Origin of the sequence: Micromonospora auratinigra (genome assembly GCF_900089595.1) — a bacterium.
GTDB lineage: Bacteria > Actinomycetota > Actinomycetes > Mycobacteriales > Micromonosporaceae > Micromonospora > Micromonospora auratinigra.
The window spans coordinates 3,641,480-3,659,309 of the sequence record NZ_LT594323.1; the positions used below are offsets into that span (position 1 = coordinate 3,641,480).

The 17,830-nt window shown below is 70.1% G+C and carries 11 protein-coding genes and 2 rRNA genes; 5 read left to right on the plus strand and 8 right to left on the minus strand.

Annotated elements, in window-relative coordinates; translation table 11 throughout:
• Position 1: 1 nt before the first annotated feature.
• Together GA0070611_RS16125 and ileS are read right to left on the minus strand one after the other, a co-directional pair.
• Positions 2-691 (minus strand): lysophospholipid acyltransferase family protein, encoded by a 690-nt coding sequence (locus GA0070611_RS16125; RefSeq protein ID WP_091664998.1) that lies wholly within the window; start codon positions 689-691, stop codon positions 2-4.
• 131 nt (positions 692-822) lie between these two features.
• Positions 823-3,969, minus strand: coding sequence for an isoleucine--tRNA ligase (gene ileS, locus GA0070611_RS16130; protein ID WP_091665001.1), 3,147 nt, complete (start codon positions 3,967-3,969; stop codon positions 823-825).
• A 360-nt stretch (positions 3,970-4,329) separates the two neighbouring features.
• Here ileS and GA0070611_RS16135 point away from each other — a divergent pair, with 360 nt between their 5' ends.
• From GA0070611_RS16135 to sigJ, 3 genes are all read left to right on the plus strand, one after another.
• Positions 4,330-5,340, plus strand: coding sequence for an ArsR family transcriptional regulator (locus tag GA0070611_RS16135; protein ID WP_157740328.1), 1,011 nt, complete (start codon positions 4,330-4,332; stop codon positions 5,338-5,340).
• A 296-nt stretch (positions 5,341-5,636) separates the two neighbouring features.
• The gene (locus tag GA0070611_RS16140) at positions 5,637-6,077 is read left to right on the plus strand and encodes a carboxymuconolactone decarboxylase family protein (protein ID WP_091665006.1); all 441 of its coding nucleotides are present in this window, start codon (positions 5,637-5,639) and stop codon (positions 6,075-6,077) included.
• Positions 6,026-6,958: an RNA polymerase sigma factor SigJ gene (gene sigJ, locus GA0070611_RS16145; protein WP_231921143.1), complete on the plus strand. Its 933-nt coding sequence runs from the start codon at positions 6,026-6,028 to the stop codon at positions 6,956-6,958. The genes GA0070611_RS16140 and sigJ overlap by 52 nt, the downstream gene beginning before the upstream one ends.
• 55 nt (positions 6,959-7,013) lie before the next feature.
• Here sigJ and ndk read toward each other — a convergent pair whose 3' ends face one another.
• Positions 7,014-7,439 (minus strand): nucleoside-diphosphate kinase, encoded by a 426-nt coding sequence (gene ndk / locus GA0070611_RS16150; protein WP_091665009.1) that lies wholly within the window; start codon positions 7,437-7,439, stop codon positions 7,014-7,016.
• A gap of 144 nt (positions 7,440-7,583) precedes the next feature.
• Here ndk and GA0070611_RS16155 point away from each other — a divergent pair, with 144 nt between their 5' ends.
• On the plus strand, positions 7,584-8,831 hold the full coding sequence (locus tag GA0070611_RS16155) for a VOC family protein (RefSeq protein ID WP_091665012.1): 1,248 nt from the start codon (positions 7,584-7,586) through the stop codon (positions 8,829-8,831).
• 9 nt (positions 8,832-8,840) lie between these two features.
• On the opposite strand, the gene GA0070611_RS32420 is transcribed toward GA0070611_RS16155, so the two are convergent.
• The 3 genes from GA0070611_RS32420 to GA0070611_RS16170 all read right to left on the minus strand — a co-directional run bounded on the left by GA0070611_RS32420 (position 8,841) and on the right by GA0070611_RS16170 (position 13,432).
• Positions 8,841-9,362: a DUF4233 domain-containing protein gene (locus GA0070611_RS32420; protein ID WP_091665015.1), complete on the minus strand. Its 522-nt coding sequence runs from the start codon at positions 9,360-9,362 to the stop codon at positions 8,841-8,843.
• Entirely contained in the window at positions 9,359-10,693 is a 1,335-nt protein-coding gene (locus GA0070611_RS16165; protein ID WP_091665018.1) for a bifunctional folylpolyglutamate synthase/dihydrofolate synthase, read from the minus strand. Before GA0070611_RS16165 ends, GA0070611_RS32420 begins: the two co-directional genes overlap by 4 nt.
• A 120-nt stretch (positions 10,694-10,813) precedes the next feature.
• Positions 10,814-13,432 carry a valine--tRNA ligase gene (locus tag GA0070611_RS16170; protein ID WP_091665020.1) on the minus strand — a complete coding sequence of 873 codons (2,619 nt, stop codon included), beginning with the start codon at positions 13,430-13,432 and terminating at the stop codon, positions 10,814-10,816.
• A gap of 69 nt (positions 13,433-13,501) precedes the next feature.
• Between GA0070611_RS16170 and GA0070611_RS16175 the strand changes: the two genes are divergently transcribed.
• Complete coding sequence (locus GA0070611_RS16175) at positions 13,502-14,182, plus strand: hypothetical protein (RefSeq protein WP_091665023.1); 681 nt, start codon at positions 13,502-13,504, stop codon at positions 14,180-14,182.
• A 114-nt stretch (positions 14,183-14,296) separates the two neighbouring features.
• On the opposite strand, the gene rrf is transcribed toward GA0070611_RS16175, so the two are convergent.
• Both rrf and GA0070611_RS16185 read right to left on the minus strand, forming a co-directional pair.
• Positions 14,297-14,413 (minus strand): 5S ribosomal RNA (gene rrf / locus GA0070611_RS16180).
• A 76-nt stretch (positions 14,414-14,489) separates the two neighbouring features.
• Positions 14,490-17,600: ribosomal RNA gene (locus GA0070611_RS16185) — 23S ribosomal RNA — on the minus strand.
• Positions 17,601-17,830 lie beyond the last annotated feature (230 nt).

The following is a 17,830-nucleotide window of genomic DNA, read 5'->3' on the forward strand; positions in this document are numbered from 1 at the left end:
GTCAGGCGGTCGGGTCGGTGCTGGGCTCGGCGCGCTTCGGCGCGTAGCGCGGCACGTACTCCTGGCCGGTGAGCTGCTGGATCGCGGACATCATCTCGTCGGTCATCTCGCGCAGCGAGGTCCGGTCGTCGGGCCGGCCGGTGAAGTCCAGCGGCTTGCCGAACCTGATAGTGATCTTGGCCTTGCCCGGCCGGGGCACCCGGGTCCCGATCGGCTGGGCCTTGTCGGTGCCGGTCACGCCGACCGGGATGATCGGCACGCCGGCCGCCACCGCGAGCCGGGCCGCGCCGGTGCGCCCCCGGTAGAGCCGGCCGTCCGGGGAGCGGGTGCCCTCCGGGTAGACGGCGACCAGGTCACCGGCCTTGAGCACCGGGATGGCCGCGTCGAACGCGGACAGCGCCGCCCGGCCACCGGCCCGCTCGACCGGGATCGCGCCCAGCCCGGTGAGCACGAACTTGGAGAAACCACCCTTGAGGCCGGTGCCCTTGAAGTACTCCGACTTCGCCCAGAACGCCAGGTGCCGGGGCACCACCGTGCCGAGCAGGAGCTCGTCGGCGACGGAGAGGTGGTTGCCCGCGAAGATCGCGCCCCCGGTCGCCGGGATGTGCTCCAACCCCTCCACGGTCGGGCGGAAGGCCAACCGGAGCGCGGGCGCCACGGTGAGCTTGCCGATGGTGTAGAGCAGGGGCACGGGTCCTCCGGCGGTCGTACGTGAACAGGCGGTGTCACGGTAGCGGACGGTTCCACGCCGGGCGGATCGGGTGGTCAGCCGTCCGTGGGGTGGTCCGGCGGCGCTGCCGCCGGACCACCACGGTCAGGACGTCATACCCGCCGGACGGCGACCGTCACCCGTTCGCCCTCGCCGACCTCGCCGGCGAAGCCGTCCACGCCCTCGGCGAAGTCGACCGTGTCGGCCAGCACCTCCCGGGCCACGAAGTCGGTGTACGCGGACACCGCCGCGCGGACCTCCTCCGGCGCCGACACGGACACCACGATCCGGTCCGAGACGTCCAGGTCGGCGTCCCGGCGGGCCTGCTGGACCACCCGGACCACGTCCCGGGCCAGCCCCTCGGCGGCCAGCTCCGGGGTGACCTCGGTGTCCAGCACGACCACGCCCTCGCCGCCGGGCAGCGGCGCGGAGTGCTCGGCGTCGGCGGCGACCAGGCGCAGCTCGTACTCGCCCTCGGCGAGGGTGACCCCGGCGGCGACCGGGGCGCCGTCGTGAAGCTCCCACTCCCCCGCCTTGACCGCCTTGATCACCTGCTGGACCGCCTTGCCGACCCGGGGGCCGAGCGCCCGCGGCACCACGGTCAGCACCTGCTGGCAGTACGCCGACACCGCGTCGGTGAAGACGACCTCCTTCACGTTGACCTCGTCGGCGACCAGGTCGCCGAAGGGGCGCAGCTGCTCGGCGACCGGCGACGCCACGGTCAGCGTCGACAGCGGCAGCCGGACCCGCAGGCCCTTCGCCTTGCGCAGCGACAACGCCGCCGAGCAGACGTCCCGGACGGCGTCCATCGCGGCGACCAGCTCGTGGTCGGCCGGGAACTCGTCGGCCGACGGCCAGTCGGTCAGGTGCACCGACCGCTCGCCGGTCAGCCCGCGCCAGATCTCCTCGGCGGTCAGCGGCGCCAGCGGCGCCACCACCCGGCTGAGCGTCTCCAGCACCGTCCACAGGGTGTCGAACGCGTCCGCGTCGCCGGCCCAGAACCGGTCCCGCGAGCGGCGCACGTACCAGTTGGTCAGCGCGTCCAGGTAGGAGCGGACGGTGGCGCAGGCGCCCGAGATGTCGTACGCGTCCATCTGCGCGCCGACCGTCGACACCAGCTCGTTCGTCTTCGCCAGCACGTACCGGTCGAGCAGGTGCGTCGAGTCGGTGCGTCGACGGGCGGTGTACCCGTCCGCGTTGGCGTAGAGCGAGAAGAAGTACCAGACGTTCCAGAGCGGCAGCAGCACCTGCCGTACCGAGTCCCGGATCAGCGTCTCGGTGACCGCCATGTCGCCGCCGCGCAGCACCGGCGAGGACATCAGCATCCAGCGCATCGCGTCCGACCCGTACGCGTCGAAGACGTGGTAGACGTCCGGGTAGTTGCGCAGGCTCTTGGACATCTTGCGCCCGTCGGAGCCGAGCAGGATGCCGTGGCTGAGGCAGTTGCGGAACGCCGGCCGGTCGAACAGCGCGGTGGCCAGCACGTGCATGGTGTAGAACCAGCCGCGGGTCTGTCCGATGTACTCGACGATGAAGTCGCCCGGGTAGTGGTGCTCGAACCAGTCGCGGTTCTCGAACGGGTAGTGCACCTGGGCGAACGGCATCGAGCCGGACTCGAACCAGCAGTCCAGCACCTCCGGTACCCGACGCATCACCGACTTGCCGGTCGGGTCGTCCGGGTTGGGGCGGACCAGGTCGTCCACCGCCGGCCGGTGCAGGTCGGTCAGGCGTACGCCGAAGTCCCGCTCGATCTCCTCCAGCGAGCCGTACACGTCGACCCGGGGGTAGGTCGGGTCGTCGGACTTCCACACCGGGATCGGCGAGCCCCAGAACCGGTTCCGGCTGATCGACCAGTCCCGGGCGTTCGCCAGCCACTTGCCGAACGAGCCGTCCTTGATGTGCCCCGGGGTCCAGTTGATCTGCTGGTTCAGCTCGACCATCCGGTCGCGGAACCGGGTCACCGCGACGAACCAGGACGACACCGCCTTGTAGACCAGCGGGGTGTCGCAGCGCCAGCAGTGCGGGTACGAGTGGGTGTAGGTGTCCTGCTTGAGCACCACCCCCCGCTCCTTCAGCTCCCGGATCACCGGCTTGTTGACGTCGAAGACCTGCTCACCCTGGTACGGCGGGACGAGCGCGGTGAACCGGGTGTGGTCGTCGACCGTCACCACGGTCGGGATGCCGGCCGCGTTGCAGACGTTCTGGTCGTCCTCACCGAAGGCCGGGGCCAGGTGGACGATCCCGGTGCCGTCCTCGGTGGTGACGAACTCCGCGCCGAGCACCTGGTACGCGTTCTCGCCGGCCTGCTCGACCAGGAAGTCGTAGAGCGGGGTGTAGCGGCGGCCGACCAGGTCCCGGCCGTACACCGTGCCGACCTGCTGGTAGCCCTCCAGCTCCTTGGCGTACGCGCCGAGCCGGGCGGCCCCGACCACGTACCGCTCGCCGTCGCGCTCCAGCACCGCGTACTCGATGTCGGGGCCGACGGCGAGCGCCAGGTTCGACGGCAGGGTCCACGGGGTGGTGGTCCAGACACCCAGCTTGACCGGCCCGTGCACCAGCGGCAGCGAGCTTTCGTCGGGGGTGAGCTGGAACCAGGCGGTCAAGGTGGGGTCGTGCCGGTCCCGGTAGACGTCGTCCATCCGGGTCTCGGTGTTCGACAGCGGCGTCTCGCAGCGCCAGCAGTACGCCAGCACCCGGAAACCCTCGTAGACCAGGCCCTTGTCGTACAGGGTCCGGAAGGCCCACATGACGCTTTCCATGTAGTCCAGGTCGAGGGTCTTGTAGTCGTTGTCGAAGTCGACCCAACGGGCCTGCCGGGTGACGTACCGCTCCCAGTCCTGGGTGAACTCCAGCACCGAGCTGCGGCAGGCGTCGTTGAACCGGGCCACGCCGAGGTCGAGGATCTCCGCCTTGCTGGTGATGCCGAGCTGCTTCTCCGCCACCACCTCGGCGGGCAGGCCGTGGCAGTCCCAGCCGAACCGGCGCTCCACGTGCCGGCCGCGCATGGTCTGGTAGCGCGGCACCACGTCCTTGACGTACCCGGTGAAGAGGTGGCCGTAGTGCGGCAGGCCGTTGGCGAACGGCGGGCCGTCGTAGAAGACGTACTCGTTCTTGCCGTCCTGCCCGGCGGGGCGGGCCTCGACCGACGCCTCGAAGGTCTTGTCGGCCGTCCAGTGCTCCAGCACCCGGCGCTCGACCGCGGGCAGGTCCGGGCTCGCCGGCACACCGGCGGCGGTCGGGTCGTGCAACGGATAGGCCATCGGGGGTCGCTCTCCTCGCGCAGTCTCACGGTCGTGGGTCTGCGAGGACGAACCCTTTTCCGGTACGCCGTGACCGGCGCCCCGGGCCGGGCCCGCGGTACCACCCCGCTTGGCGGTCGAGGTGCGACCGCCCGCTCGTTGGCCGGCTGTGACGGGCCGTCCCGTCCGGTTCTACTGGGCCGGTCACCCGGCTGTTCTTCCGGAGGCTCACCGGTGATGGCCGGGTCGTCGCCTGTGCCATCCAGGGTACTCGACCCGACGCCGGCCGCGCCGCCGAGTATCGGCGCGCCCGGGCGGACGCGTCCGACCCCGGCGGACCGGGGTGGGACGGCCGGGCCCACCGCTGGCTACGCTGCCGGGGTGATCCGGATCCGCCTGGACGACGCCACCGTGGCCCGCACCCGGATCGCGGTCAGCCCGCTGTGGGAGATCCAGACCGGTTTCTGGTTGCTGCACCGCAACCCGGACGACCTGCCCTGGCCCTACACCGACTGGGCCCGGCACGCCCGGCGGGTGCTGGCCGGGCTGCCCCGCACCGCGCCGGTACGGGTCTATCTCGCCTCCGGGCCGCCGCTGCCGGACTTCCTCAGCCCGGTCCCGCCCTCGGCCACGCCCGGCCTCACCGAGGAGGTCGCGGCGCTCCGGGACACCCCGGTCGAGGTGGTCCGGGCCCAGCTCGCCCGGCAGTGGCCGGACGGTGTCCCCGACTGGCTGCGCCCCTACGCGGACGACCCGGTGCCGGCCCTGCACCGGCTCGCCGACGACCTGCTCGGCTGGTGGGACGCGGCGCTGGCGCCCTGGTGGCCGGCCATGCGGGCGGCCCTGGACGAGGAGGTGCTGCACCGGGCCCATGCGCTGGCCACGGCCGGGCCCGACGCGCTCCTGGCCGACCTGCACGAACGCGCCCACTGGGAGCGTGGGGTGCTCAGCCTCGACAAGCCGTGGGACTACGACCTGGCCGCCGCCGACCGGCGGCTGCTGCTCATCCCGCTGATCTTCTCGGGCGGCGGGCTGGCCTGCTCCACCGACCATCCCGAGGTGATCGCGGTGTCGTACCCGGCCCGGGGCGCGGCGCTGCTGGCCGGCGGCCCGGCCGGCGCACCGGCGTCCGGCACCGACCGGCTGGCGCTGCTGCTCGGCCGAGGGCGGGCCACCGTGCTGCGGGCCCTGGTCCGCCCGGCCACCACCGCCGGGCTCGCCGCCGCGCTGGGGCTGGCCCCGAGCACCGTCTCCGAACACCTGGCCGCGCTGGTCGCCGCCGGCGTGGTGCAGCGCCGCCGGGTCGGCCGGCGGGTGCTGTACGGCCTGGAGCCGGCCGGCAACGCCCTGCTGGGCCTGCTCTGCGGCGAACCGGTGCGCGCCTCGGCCTGAGCATTCGGCCACCGCCGAATCGATGGTGCCGGCCCGGCCCGGCCGCCTAGCGTGACTCCCGCTGCACCGGCCCACCCGGCGGTGGCCGCCGCGCGACGGCGCCCACCGGTCCGGCGCCGCGGGACGGGAGCGGTCCGCAGCGTCGGCCGACAGGTCGACACGGGGAGCTGTCCGGGCCGTCATCCCCCCCGACGGCGCCGGGCAGCTCCCCCCATGACGACGGTCACACTCCCCGCCGTCACGCCGCGCCGCCCGGATTCCGTCGTACCGGCGTACCGACGAGGCGAGGAGGACGGATGCAGCGGATGGACCTGGCCCGGGTGGCGCCGGAGGCGTACCGGGCGGTGAGCGGGCTGGAGACCTACATCCGGGGGAACCTGGACCACACCGTGCTGGAACTGGTGAAGGTGCGGGCGTCGATGCTCAACGGCTGCGCCTTCTGCGTCGACATGCACACCCGCGACGCGCTCGCCGCCGGGGAGTCCAGCCGGCGGCTCTTCGCCGTGGCGGCGTGGCGGGAGGCGCCGTTCTTCGACGAGCGGGAACGGACCGCGCTGGCGCTGACCGACGCGGTCACCCGGCTCGGCGAGCACGGCGTGCCGGACGAGGTGTGGGACGCCGCGGCCGAGGTCTGGTCGGAGCGGGAACTGGCCGACCTGGTCGTCGCGATCGCCACAATCAACGTGTGGAACCGGATCGTGGTGAGCACCCGGCGGCAGCCGCCGCGCGAGGTGTGACGGTCACCGGCACGACGGCGTCGGCCGGTGCGCTCACCGCGCACCGGCCGATGCTGCTCGGCCTGGCGTACCGGCTGCTGGGCAGCCTGCACGACGCCGAGGACGTGCTCCAGGAGGCGTACCTGCGCTGGCTCGACGTCGACCGGGCCGCCGTCGCCGAGCCACGCCGGTACCTGTCCCGGGTGGTGACCCGGCTGGCGCTGGACCGGCTGCGCGCCCGGCAGGCCGCCCGGGAGACGTACGTCGGGCCCTGGCTGCCCGAGCCGGTGCCGACCGACCCGTCCCCGTTCGGCCCGCTGGACACCGTCGAGCTGCGCGAGACGCTCTCCGTCGCGCTGCTGGTCCTGCTGGAACGGCTCACCCCACCGGAGCGGGCGGTGTACGTCCTGCACACCGCCTTCGCCCTGCCGTACGCCGAGATCGGCGAGCTGCTGGACCGGTCGGCGGCGGACTGCCGCCAGCTGCACCACCGGGCGGCCGGACGGCTCGCCGACGAGCGCCGCCGCTTCACCGCCGGCCCGGCCGAGCAGCGCCGGCTGCTCGACGCCTTCCTCGCCGCCGCCCGCGACGGTGACCTGGCCCGGCTCACCGCGCTGGTCGCCGCCGACGCGACCGCCTGGACCGACGGTGGTGGCCGGGTCCGGGCCGCCCGCAACCCGGTGTACGGCGCCGACCGGATCGCCCGCTTCTTCGCCGGCATCCACGGTCGCCGCCGGCCCGGGGTGCACGCCCGAGCGGTCGAGCTGAACGGCGCGCCCGCGCTGCTGCTGCACTGGCCGTCCGGGGTGCGCTACGCGCTGGGCGTCGCCGCGGCCGGCGGCCGGATCACCGCCCTGTACGTGGTCGGCAACCCGGACAAGCTGACGCACCTGCCCGACTGAGCCGACGCGTCGGCCCCGGTCCCCGCACGGGGACCGGGGCCGGCGGCGGAACGGGTCAGCCCAGCGCGGGGAACCAGAGCGCGATCTCGCGCTTGGCGCTGTCCACCGAGTCGGAGGCGTGCACCAGGTTCTCCCGGTTGGACAGGGAGAGGTCGCCACGGATGGTGCCGGCGGCGGCCTTGCGACCGTCGGTGCTGCCGATCATCCCCCGGACCACCTCGATCACCTGGTCGCCGGAGAGCACCAGGGAGACCAGCGGACCACTGGTCATGAACGCCTTCAGCGGCGGGTAGAACGGCTTGTCGACGTGCTCGGCGTAGTGCTGGTCGGCGAAGTCGCCGTCCAGCGTCCGGGTCTCCATGGCGTCGATCCGCAGGCCCTTGCGCTCGAAACGGGAGATGATCTCGCCGACCAGGCCGCGGCGGACCGCATCGGGCTTGATCAGTACGAGCGTGCGCTCGTCCGGGCTGTCGCTGGACACGCTGGGTTCCTCCTGTGCGCGGATGCGGGTCGGGCTGGGTACGGTCAGCGTAGCGACCCGGTCCCGGCGTCGGGTCGGCGGCTGCTCTTCCGCTCGGTCGTCGATCCGGCCTAGCCTGGCCCTGGAACCCCTGGGAGGTCCACTGTGGCGAATGGCGGGAACCGACCCATCGCGCCGGTGCGCAAGCTGATCGGCGCGGTGCTGGGCACCGTGGCGACCTTCATCGTGCTGTTCGGGCTGGGCATGACGAGCTGGGCCATCGTGGCGCTCGGCGTGGCGCTGCTGGTGCTGGCGGTCGCCCTGGCGACCGTCCGCGGCGGCGGCCGCACCTGGGTGGTCGGGCTGGGGCACGTGCACAGCGCCTCCGAGCCGCCCACCCAGTACGCGTTCGGCCGCTGCGAGCTGCAACTCGTCATCGACGCGCCGGGGCTGCCGCCCCGGTCCAAGAAGATCATCGAGCCGCGGGTCCCGGTGGCCAAGTGGCCGTCGCTGGGCCAGGCCCTGCCGGTCCGGGTGGCCCTCGACGACCAGCGGCACGTCCGCGTCCTCTGGGACGAGGTGCCCACCCACGCCGAGACCGCCGCCGCGATGGGCGACCTGCCCCCGGAGTACGCCGGCGCGGAACCGGTCGACGAGGTGCTGATCGCCCAGGAGGCCCCGCCGTGGGCCGGCCGGCCCACGGACGACGACTTCCGCGACGACTTCCCGCCGCCGCCGGACCCCCTCCTCGACGACCTCGGCGGGCTGCCCGAGGAGCGCGAGCCGGTCGTACTGCACCAGCGCCCCGGCGGCCACACGGTGCTGGAGGGTGAGCTGGTCGAGCCGATGACCGCCGCCCCGCTGCCCCGCCGCGCCCCGGTGCCCCGCCCGCCCGCCGAGGAGCAGTTCGACACCGTGCCGGTCGACCCGATCGACGTGCCGCTGGACGCGCCGGACGCCGAGCCCGCGCCGACCGCCGCCGAGCTGGACGAGGCCATCTTCGGGCCGGCCGGCGACGAGCCCGACGTCGAGGCGGGCAGCCCGATCAGCGGCGTCGGCGTCACGCTGCTCGTCACCGACCTGGACCGGTCGCTCGACTTCTACCGTGAGCTCGGCTTCGCCGAGTTCGACCGGGGCGCCGGCAACGCCGTACTGGCCTCCGGGCCGACCCGCCTGGTGCTGCGCGAGGTCACCGGGGCCGCCCCGATCAGCCGCCGGCTGGTGCACGTCAACCTGGAGGTCGACGACATCCAGGCCGCGTACGCGCGGCTGCGCGAGCACGGCGTCCGGTTCACGTACGCGCCCCGGGTGGTGAACCGGGGCAGCAAGCTGGAGGTGTGGGCGGCGGCCTTCAAGGACCCGGACGGGCACGGGGTGGCCCTCACCCAGTGGCGCAGCCTCACCGACGCCTGACCGGTCGGCTCAGCCGAGGATGACCTTCCGCACGTGCAGCGCGTACGCCCAGACCAGGGCGAAGATCACGCCCAGCACGAGCAGCGACCAGTGCAGCAACCCGGTGAGCAGCAGCAGGCCCTGCAACACGGTGCCGGCGGCCCAGGCCCAGGGCCGCTTCATCTGCCCGGCCAGCACCACGCAGGCCACCGCGAGCGCCACGATCGCCGCGACCGCCCTGCCGCTCAGCTCCCCGCCCACCAGCCGGATCGGCTGGATCGCCAGCAGCAGCACCAGCGCCTCCAGCGCGAGCGTGCCCGCCCCGAGCCCGCGTACGGCCTTGTCGGGATTCCGCAGCCCGGACCGCCGCGGCTCCGGCTGCCCACCGCCCGGCCCGGCACCGGCCGGATCGCCGTCCGCAGCCGGAGTGCCGGCCGGGCCGGTCCCCGGGGCGCCGGCCGGATCGGTCCCCGCCGCCGGGGTGCCGGTCGGCGTGTCGCCGGCCGTCGCCGGGTGGCGCTCGTCGGGGCCCTCGCCCGCCGGGCCGCTCATCGCTTGAGCAGCCGGCGGGCGTCGGCCACGGTCACCACCGAGCCGGTGATGAGCACGCCCACCCCGGCCAGTTCACCGGGTACGTCGGACTCGGCCTCGGCGACCGCCGCCTCGATGGCGTCCGGCATCTCCTCGCTCACCTGGACCCGTTCCGGCCCGAACACCTCGCGGGCCAGCTCGGCCAGCTCGTCCACCGGCATCGCCCGGGGCGAGCTGTTGCGGGTCACCACCAGCGAGTCGAGTACCGGCTCCAGCAGCTCCAGCAGGCCGGCGGCGTCCTTGTCGCCGAGCACGGCGAGCACGCCGACCAGCTTGCTGAACGCGAACTCCTCCTGCAACGCGGTGACCGTGGCGGCCATCCCGTGCGGGTTGTGCGCGCCGTCGAGCAGGACCGTCGGCGCGTTGCGCACCTTCTCCAACCGCCCCGGCGAGCTGGTCGCCGCGAAGCCCTCCCGGACCGCCTCGATGTCGAGCTGCCGCTTGGCGCCCGCCCCGAGGAACGCCTCCACGGCGGCGAGCGCCACGGCCGCGTTCTGCGCCTGGTGGGCACCGTGCAGCGGGAGGAAGATCTCCTCGTACACCCCGCCGAGGCCCTGGATGGTGAGCACCTGGCCGCCGACCGCGACCGCCCGGCGCAGCACGCCGAACTCGGCGCCCTCCCGGGCCACGGTCGCGCCGACCTCGGCGCAGCGCTCCAGGATCGGCCGGGCGGCCTCCTCCTCCTGCGCGGCCGCGATCACCGTGGCGCCGGGGTGGATGATGCCCGCCTTGTGCAGCGCGATGTCCTCGATGGTGTCGCCGAGCCACTCGGTGTGGTCCAGCCCGATCGGGGTGATCACCGCGACGCCGGCCTGGATCACGTTGGTGGCGTCCTCCGCACCGCCGAGGCCCACCTCCACCACGGCCACGTCCACCGGGGCGTCGGCGAAGGTGGCGAACGCCAGCGCGGTGGTCAGGTCGAAGTAGGTCAGCGGCTCGGCGGAGCGCTGGTCGACCAGCTCGGCCAGCGGCGCCACCTCCCGGTACGTGCCGGCGAAGCGCTCCTCGCTCACCGGCTCGCCGTCCAGGCTGATCCGCTCCCGGACGGTCTCCAGGTGCGGGCTGGTGTAGCGGCCGGTGTGCAGCCCGAACGCCCGCAGCAGCGAGTCGATCATCCGGGCCGTGGAGGTCTTGCCGTTGGTCCCGGTCAGGTGGATCGACGGGTACGCCCGCTGCGGGCTGCCGAGCAGGTCGAGCAGGGACTCGATCTTCTCCAGCTCGAAGCGCACGCGGGTGAAGCCGCGCGCGTTCAGCGCGGCCTCCACCTCGGCGAATTCGGTCCGGTCGGTCACGCGGGTTCACCCTTCGTTCGCGACTGCGGGGCTCGCAACCCCGGCTCACTCCTCGCGCTCACGCGAGTTCACCCTTCGTTCGCGACTGCGGGGCTCGCAACCCCGGCTCACTCCTCGCGCTCACGCTGGCAACGCCTTCAGGGCGGCGTCGATGCGGACCAGATCCGCCTCGGCCACCGCCAGCCGTTCGCGGATCTTGGCGACCACGTGCTCGGGGGCCTTGCCGACGAAGGCCGGATTGTCCAGCTTCCCCCGCGCCTGCGCGACCTCCTTCTCGGCGGCCGCCCGGTCCTTGGTCAGGCGGGCCCGCTCGGCGGCCACGTCGATCGAGCCCCGGGTGTCCAGCGCCACGCTCACCTCGCCGGGCATGGCGAGCGTCGCACTGGCCTGGAAGTCGTCGGCGGGCGCGTCGAGACGGACCAGCGACCGGATCAGCGGCTCGTGCGCGGCGATGCCCGCGCCGGCCAGGCCGTCGAGCCGGGCCGCCACCCGCTGGGTGGGGCGCAGGCCCTGGTCGGAGCGGAACCGCCGGATCTCGGTCACCACTCGCTGGAGGGTGCCGATCTCGCTCTCCGCGGCGTCGTCGACCCCGGCCCGGTCGGCCACCGGCCAGGCGGCGGTGAGCACCGTCTCGCCGCCGGTGAGCCCGGTCCACAGCTCCTCGGTGACGAACGGGACGATCGGGTGCAGCAGCCGCAGCAGCTGGTCCAGCACGTGCCCCAGCACCCGGCGGGTGGCCTCGGCGGCCGGCCCACCATCGCCGAGCACCGGCTTGCTCAGCTCCACGTACCAGTCGCAGACGTCGTCCCAGGCGAAGTGGTAGAGCAGGTCACAGACCTTGGCGAACTCGTACGCCTCGAACTGCTCGTCCACCTCGGCCGTGACGTGCGCCAGCCGGGACAGGATCCACCGGTCGACGGTCGACAGGGTGTCGGCGGCCGGGAGCGGCCCCTGGGTGTGCGCGCCGTTGAGCAGCGCGAACCGGGTGGCGTTCCAGAGCTTGTTGCAGAAGTTGCGGGAGCCCTGGCACCAGTCCTCACTGACCGGCACGTCGCCACCGGGGTTGGCGCCCCGGGCCAGGGTGAACCGGGTGGCGTCGGCGCCGTACCGGTCGATCCAGTCCAACGGGTCGACCACGTTGCCGAACGACTTGGACATCTTCTTGCCGTGCTCGTCGCGCACCATGCCGTGCAGCGCCACGACCTCGAACGGCGGCACCCCGTCCATCGCGTACAGGCCGAACATCATCATCCGGGCGACCCAGAAGAAGAGGATGTCGTAGCCGGTGACCAGGACGCTGGTCGGGTAGAACTTCGCCAGCTCCGGCGTACGCTCCGGCCAGCCGAGGGTGGAGAACGGCCACAGCCCGCTGGAGAACCACGTGTCGAGCACGTCCTCGTCCTGCCGCCAGCCCTCGCCGGTCGGGGGTTGCTCGTCCGGGCCGACGCAGACGATCTCGCCGTCCGGGCCGTACCAGACCGGGATGCGGTGGCCCCACCAGAGCTGCCGGGAGATGCACCAGTCGTGCATGTTGTCGACCCAGGCGAAGTAGCGCTTGGCCAGCTCGGCCGGCTCGATCTTCACCCGGCCGTCGCGCACCGCGTCGCCGGCGGCCTGGGCCAGCGGGGTGGTGTTGACGAACCACTGCAACGACAGCCGCGGCTCGACAGTCGTGCGGCACCGCGAGCAGTGCCCCACCGCGTGCAGGTACGGGCGCCTCTCGGCCACGATCAGGCCCTGCTCGCGCAGCGCGGCGACGATCGCCGGGCGGGCCTCGTACCGGTCCAGGCCCTCGAACGGGCCGGGCGCGGTGATGACGCCCCGCTCGTCCATGATCGTCAACGCGGGCAGGTCGTGCCGCTGGCCGATCTCGAAGTCGTTCGGGTCGTGCGCCGGGGTCACCTTGACCATGCCGGTGCCGAAGCTGGGGTCGACGTGCGCGTCGGCGACGATCGGGATCCGCCGGTCGGTCAGCGGCAGCGCCACCTCGGTGCCGATCAGGTGCCGGTAGCGCTCGTCGTCCGGGTGCACCGCGACCGCGGTGTCACCGAGCATCGTCTCGGCCCGGGTGGTGGCCACCACGACCTCGTCGCTGTAGCGGATCGAGATCAGCTCACCCTCGTCCTCGGTGTGCTCCACCTCGATGTCGGAGAGCGCGGTCAGGCAGCGCGGGCACCAGTTGATGATCCGGTTCGCCCGGTAGATCAGGCCGTCGTCGTAGAGCTTCTTGAAGATGGTCTGTACGGCGCGGGACAGCCCCTCGTCCATGGTGAAGCGCTCACGGTCCCAGTCGACGGAGTCGCCGAGCCGCCGCATCTGGCCCAGGATCGCGCCGCCGGACTCGGCCTTCCACTGCCAGACCCGCTCGACGAACTTCTCCCGGCCCAGGTCGTGGCGGGACAGGCCCTCACCGGCGAGCCGGCGCTCCACCACGTTCTGGGTGGCGATACCGGCGTGGTCCATGCCGGGCAGCCAGAGCGCCTCGTAGCCCTGCATCCGCTTGCGCCGGACCAGCGCGTCCTGGACCGTGTGGTCGAGGGCGTGGCCCATGTGCAGCGAGCCGGTGACGTTCGGCGGCGGGATGACGATGGTGAACGGCGGCTTGTCGCTGTCCGCCGACGCCCGGAAGTGGCCGGCGGCTACCCACTGCTCGTACCGTCGCTGCTCTACCTCGCCGGGCTGGTACTGGCCGGCAATGGTCGGGGCGTCGGGGCGTCGGGCATCCAGTCTCTCGGTCACCCTGAAAGTCTACGGAGCGCTTTCGGAGACCCGACGTGCGCCACCTCCTGTTCGCGTACGGTGGCGGACATGTCCGACGCACATCTCACCGAGCGGCCGGTCGGCGACGGGCCCGACCCGCTGGACCTGACCGACGAGCCGATCCGGCTGAGCCGCCGCGATCCCGCGATGGCGGAGCAGGAGGCCGGTCCGGTCTCCCGCCGCCGGCGGATCGCGCTCGCCGCCGCGCTGGTCGTCGGCCTGGCCGGCGCCGGTGCCCTGGGTGTCGGTGGGTGGCGGGTACTGAGCCAGAAGGACACCTCGCTGGAGCCACCGGCGGCGGTCGCCGGGCTGACCCGCGACGACAGTGAGCGGGCCCGCAGCACCGCGGACTACCTGCGCAACGGCTTCTCCGCCGACATCGACCTGGACCGCAACTTCGGCACGATCTACAGCGACCCGGCGGACGCCAAACGGTCGGTGCTGGTCTTCGGCGGCACCACCCTGCTCTGGCAGCCGGAACGGGACCTGGACAGCCTGTTCGGGCTGATGGCCGACGAGACCGGCAAGGTGACCGGGGTACGCGAGGTCGACGCCGGCCGGCTGGGCGGTGTGATGAAGTGCGGTACGACCAGCGGCGACGGTGGCGACTTCGCGGTCTGCGGCTGGGCCGACCACGGCAGCGTGGTGATGGGGATGTTCCCCGGCCGTGGCGTGGACGAGTCCGCGGCGCTGTTCCGCCGGCTGCGCGAGGTCATCCAGCACCGCTGAGGCACGCACAGGTGAGCCCGCTCCGGTGTTCCGGGGCGGGCTCCCGCGTATTCGCGAACGTGCGGAAAAGCATTCAGGGCCACCCCGTTGAGGGGTGGCCCTGAATGAAAGATTGTCCGGCGGCGTCCTACTCTCCCACACCCTCCCGAGTGCAGTACCATCGGCGCTGGAGGGCTTAGCTTCCGGGTTCGGAATGTTACCGGGCGTTTCCCCTCCGCCATGACCGCCGTAACTCTATGAACATGTCAAACACACACACGCGGGTGTTCGATCGTTCAGAGTTGCACAGTGGACGCGTAGCAGCTTCGTAGTCAAGTCCTCGGCCTATTAGTACCGGTCAACTGAACCCGTTACCGGGCTTACATTTCCGGCCTATCAACCCAGTCGTCTAGCTGGGGGCCTTACCCCACCAAGGTGGGTGGGATACCTCATCTTGAAGCGAGCTTCCCGCTTAGATGCTTTCAGCGGTTATCCCTTCCGAACGTAGCTAACCAGCCGTGCCCCTGGCGGGACAACTGGCACACCAGAGGTTCGTCCGTCCCGGTCCTCTCGTACTAGGGACAGCCCTTCTCAAGTATCCTACGCGCACGGCGGATAGGGACCGAACTGTCTCACGACGTTCTAAACCCAGCTCGCGTACCGCTTTAATGGGCGAACAGCCCAACCCTTGGGACCTGCTACAGCCCCAGGATGCGACGAGCCGACATCGAGGTGCCAAACCATCCCGTCGATATGGACTCTTGGGGAAGATCAGCCTGTTATCCCCGGGGTACCTTTTATCCGTTGAGCGACACCGCTTCCACATGCCAGTGCCGGATCACTAGTCCCGACTTTCGTCCCTGCTCGACCTGTCAGTCTCACAGTCAAGCTCCCTTGTGCACTTGCACTCAACACCTGATTGCCAACCAGGCTGAGGGAACCTTTGGGCGCCTCCGTTACCCTTTAGGAGGCAACCGCCCCAGTTAAACTACCCACCAGACACTGTCCCTGAACCGGATAACGGTCCGAAGTTAGATACCCAAATCAACCAGAGTGGTATTTCAAGATTGCCTCCACCCATACTGGCGTATGGACTTCACCGGCTCCCACCTATCCTACACAAGCTAATTCGGATACCAATGTCAAGCTATAGTAAAGGTCCCGGGGTCTTTCCGTCCTGCCGCGCGTAACGAGCATCTTTACTCGTAATGCAATTTCGCCGGGCCTGTGGTTGAGACAGTGGGGAAGTCGTTACGCCATTCGTGCAGGTCGGAACTTACCCGACAAGGAATTTCGCTACCTTAGGATGGTTATAGTTACCACCGCCGTTTACTGGCGCTTAAGTTCTCCGCTTCGCCCTTACGGGCTAACAGGTCCCCTTAACGTTCCAGCACCGGGCAGGCGTCAGTCCATATACATCGAATTACTTCTTCGCATGGACCTGTGTTTTTAGTAAACAGTCGCTTCCCCCTGCTCTCTGCGGCCATACAACGCTCCACCCGCGCGGGGCTTCACGTCTCCGGCCCCCCTTCTCCCTAAGTTACGGGGGCAATTTGCCGAGTTCCTTAACCACAGTTCGCCCGATCGCCTCGGTATTCTCTACCTGACCACCTGTGTCGGTTTGGGGTACGGGCCGCTAAGAACTCGCTAGAGGCTTTTCTCGGCAGCATAGGATCACTGACTTCACCTGAATCGGCTCGGCATCACGTCTCAGCCCATATGCACCGCGGATTTGCCTACGGCACGGCCTACACGCTTACCCCGGCACAACCACCGGCCGGGCTCAGCTACCTTCCTGCGTCACCCCATCGCTTGACTACTACCCGCCAGGTTCCCACGCTCCCCAACCTCGACCCGAAAGTCTTGGATGGTTTGGGTGGTTAGCACAACGAGGTTCATCAGGGTCGCTCTTTCGCGGGTACGGGAATATCAACCCGTTGTCCATCGACTACGCCTCTCGGCCTCGCCTTAGGTCCCGACTCACCCAGGGCGGATTAGCCTGGCCCTGGAACCCTTGGTCATCCGGCGGAAGGGTTTCTCACCCTTCTTTCGCTACTCATGCCTGCATTCTCACTCGTGCCGCGTCCACAACTAGGTCACCCCGTTGCTTCACCCCCGGCACGACGCTCCCCTACCCATCCACACACCTGCACCGGATATCAAGACCCGGCGTGGTTAAAATGTGAATGCCACAGCTTCGGCGGTGTGCTTGAGCCCCGCTACATTGTCGGCGCGGAACCACTTGACCAGTGAGCTATTACGCACTCTTTAAAGGGTGGCTGCTTCTAAGCCAACCTCCTGGTTGTCTATGCGACCCCACATCCTTTTCCACTTAGCACACGCTTAGGGGCCTTAGCTGGTGATCTGGGCTGTTTCCCTCTCGACTACGAAGCTTATCCCCCGCAGTCTCACTGCCGCGCTCTCACTTACCGGCATTCGGAGTTTGGCTGATTTCGGTAAGCTTGTGGGCCCCCTAGACCATCCAGTGCTCTACCTCCGGCAAGAAACACGCGACGCTGCACCTAAATGCATTTCGGGGAGAACCAGCTATCACGGAGTTTGATTGGCCTTTCACCCCTAACCACAGGTCATCCCCCAACTTTTCAACGTTGGTGGGTTCGGCCCTCCACGCGGTCTTACCCGCGCTTCAGCCTGCCCATGGCTAGATCACTCCGCTTCGGGTCTAGAGCATGCGACTAAAGAGCGCCCTATTCAGACTCGCTTTCGCTACGGCTCCCCCACACGGGTTAACCTCGCCACATGCCACTAACTCGCAGGCTCATTCTTCAAAAGGCACGCCGTCACCCCGCAAGGCTCCGACGGATTGTAGGCGAACGGTTTCAGGTACTATTTCACTCCCCTCCCGGGGTACTTTTCACCATTCCCTCACGGTACTCGTCCGCTATCGGTCACCAGGAAGTATTTAGGCTTACCAGGTGGTCCTGGCAGATTCACGGCAGATTTCAGGGGTCCGCCGCTACTCGGGAACACCCACAGAAGGTCAGCAACTTTCACGTACCGGACTGTCACCGTCTACGGTTGGCTTTTCCACACCATTCGGCTAGCCACTGACTTTGTAACTCCTCGGACAAGTGTCAGCTTGTCCAGCGGGGTCCCACAACCCCGACCACGCAACCCCTGACAGGTATCACACGCAGCCGGTTTAGCCTCAATCCGCTTTCGCTCGCCACTACTCACGGAATCACTATTTGTTTTCTCTTCCTACGGGTACTGAGATGTTTCACTTCCCCGCGTTCCCCCCACACACCCTATGTGTTCAGGTGCGGGTGACATCACATGACTGATGCCGGGTTTCCCCATTCGGACACCCTGGGATCACAGCTTGGTTGACAGCTCCCCCAGGCCTATCGCGGCCTCCCACGTCCTTCATCGGCTCCTGGTGCCAAGGCATCCACCGTTCGCCCTTGACAACTTGACCACAAAGATGCTCGCGTCCACTGTGCAATTCTCAACAAACGACCAACCCACAACCCGAAACACCCCACACCAGCAACCCCCACAGGGATCCGGTATGCGAGGCCAGGCCGTGCCTGGCGCCGGCGGAACACTCGTTCCGCTTACGGCTCTGAAAGACAACCGTAGTTGTTCCTTCAGGACCCAACAGGGTGCTTTACGCTCCTACCCAGCCGCACCAGGAGGAACCGTTCC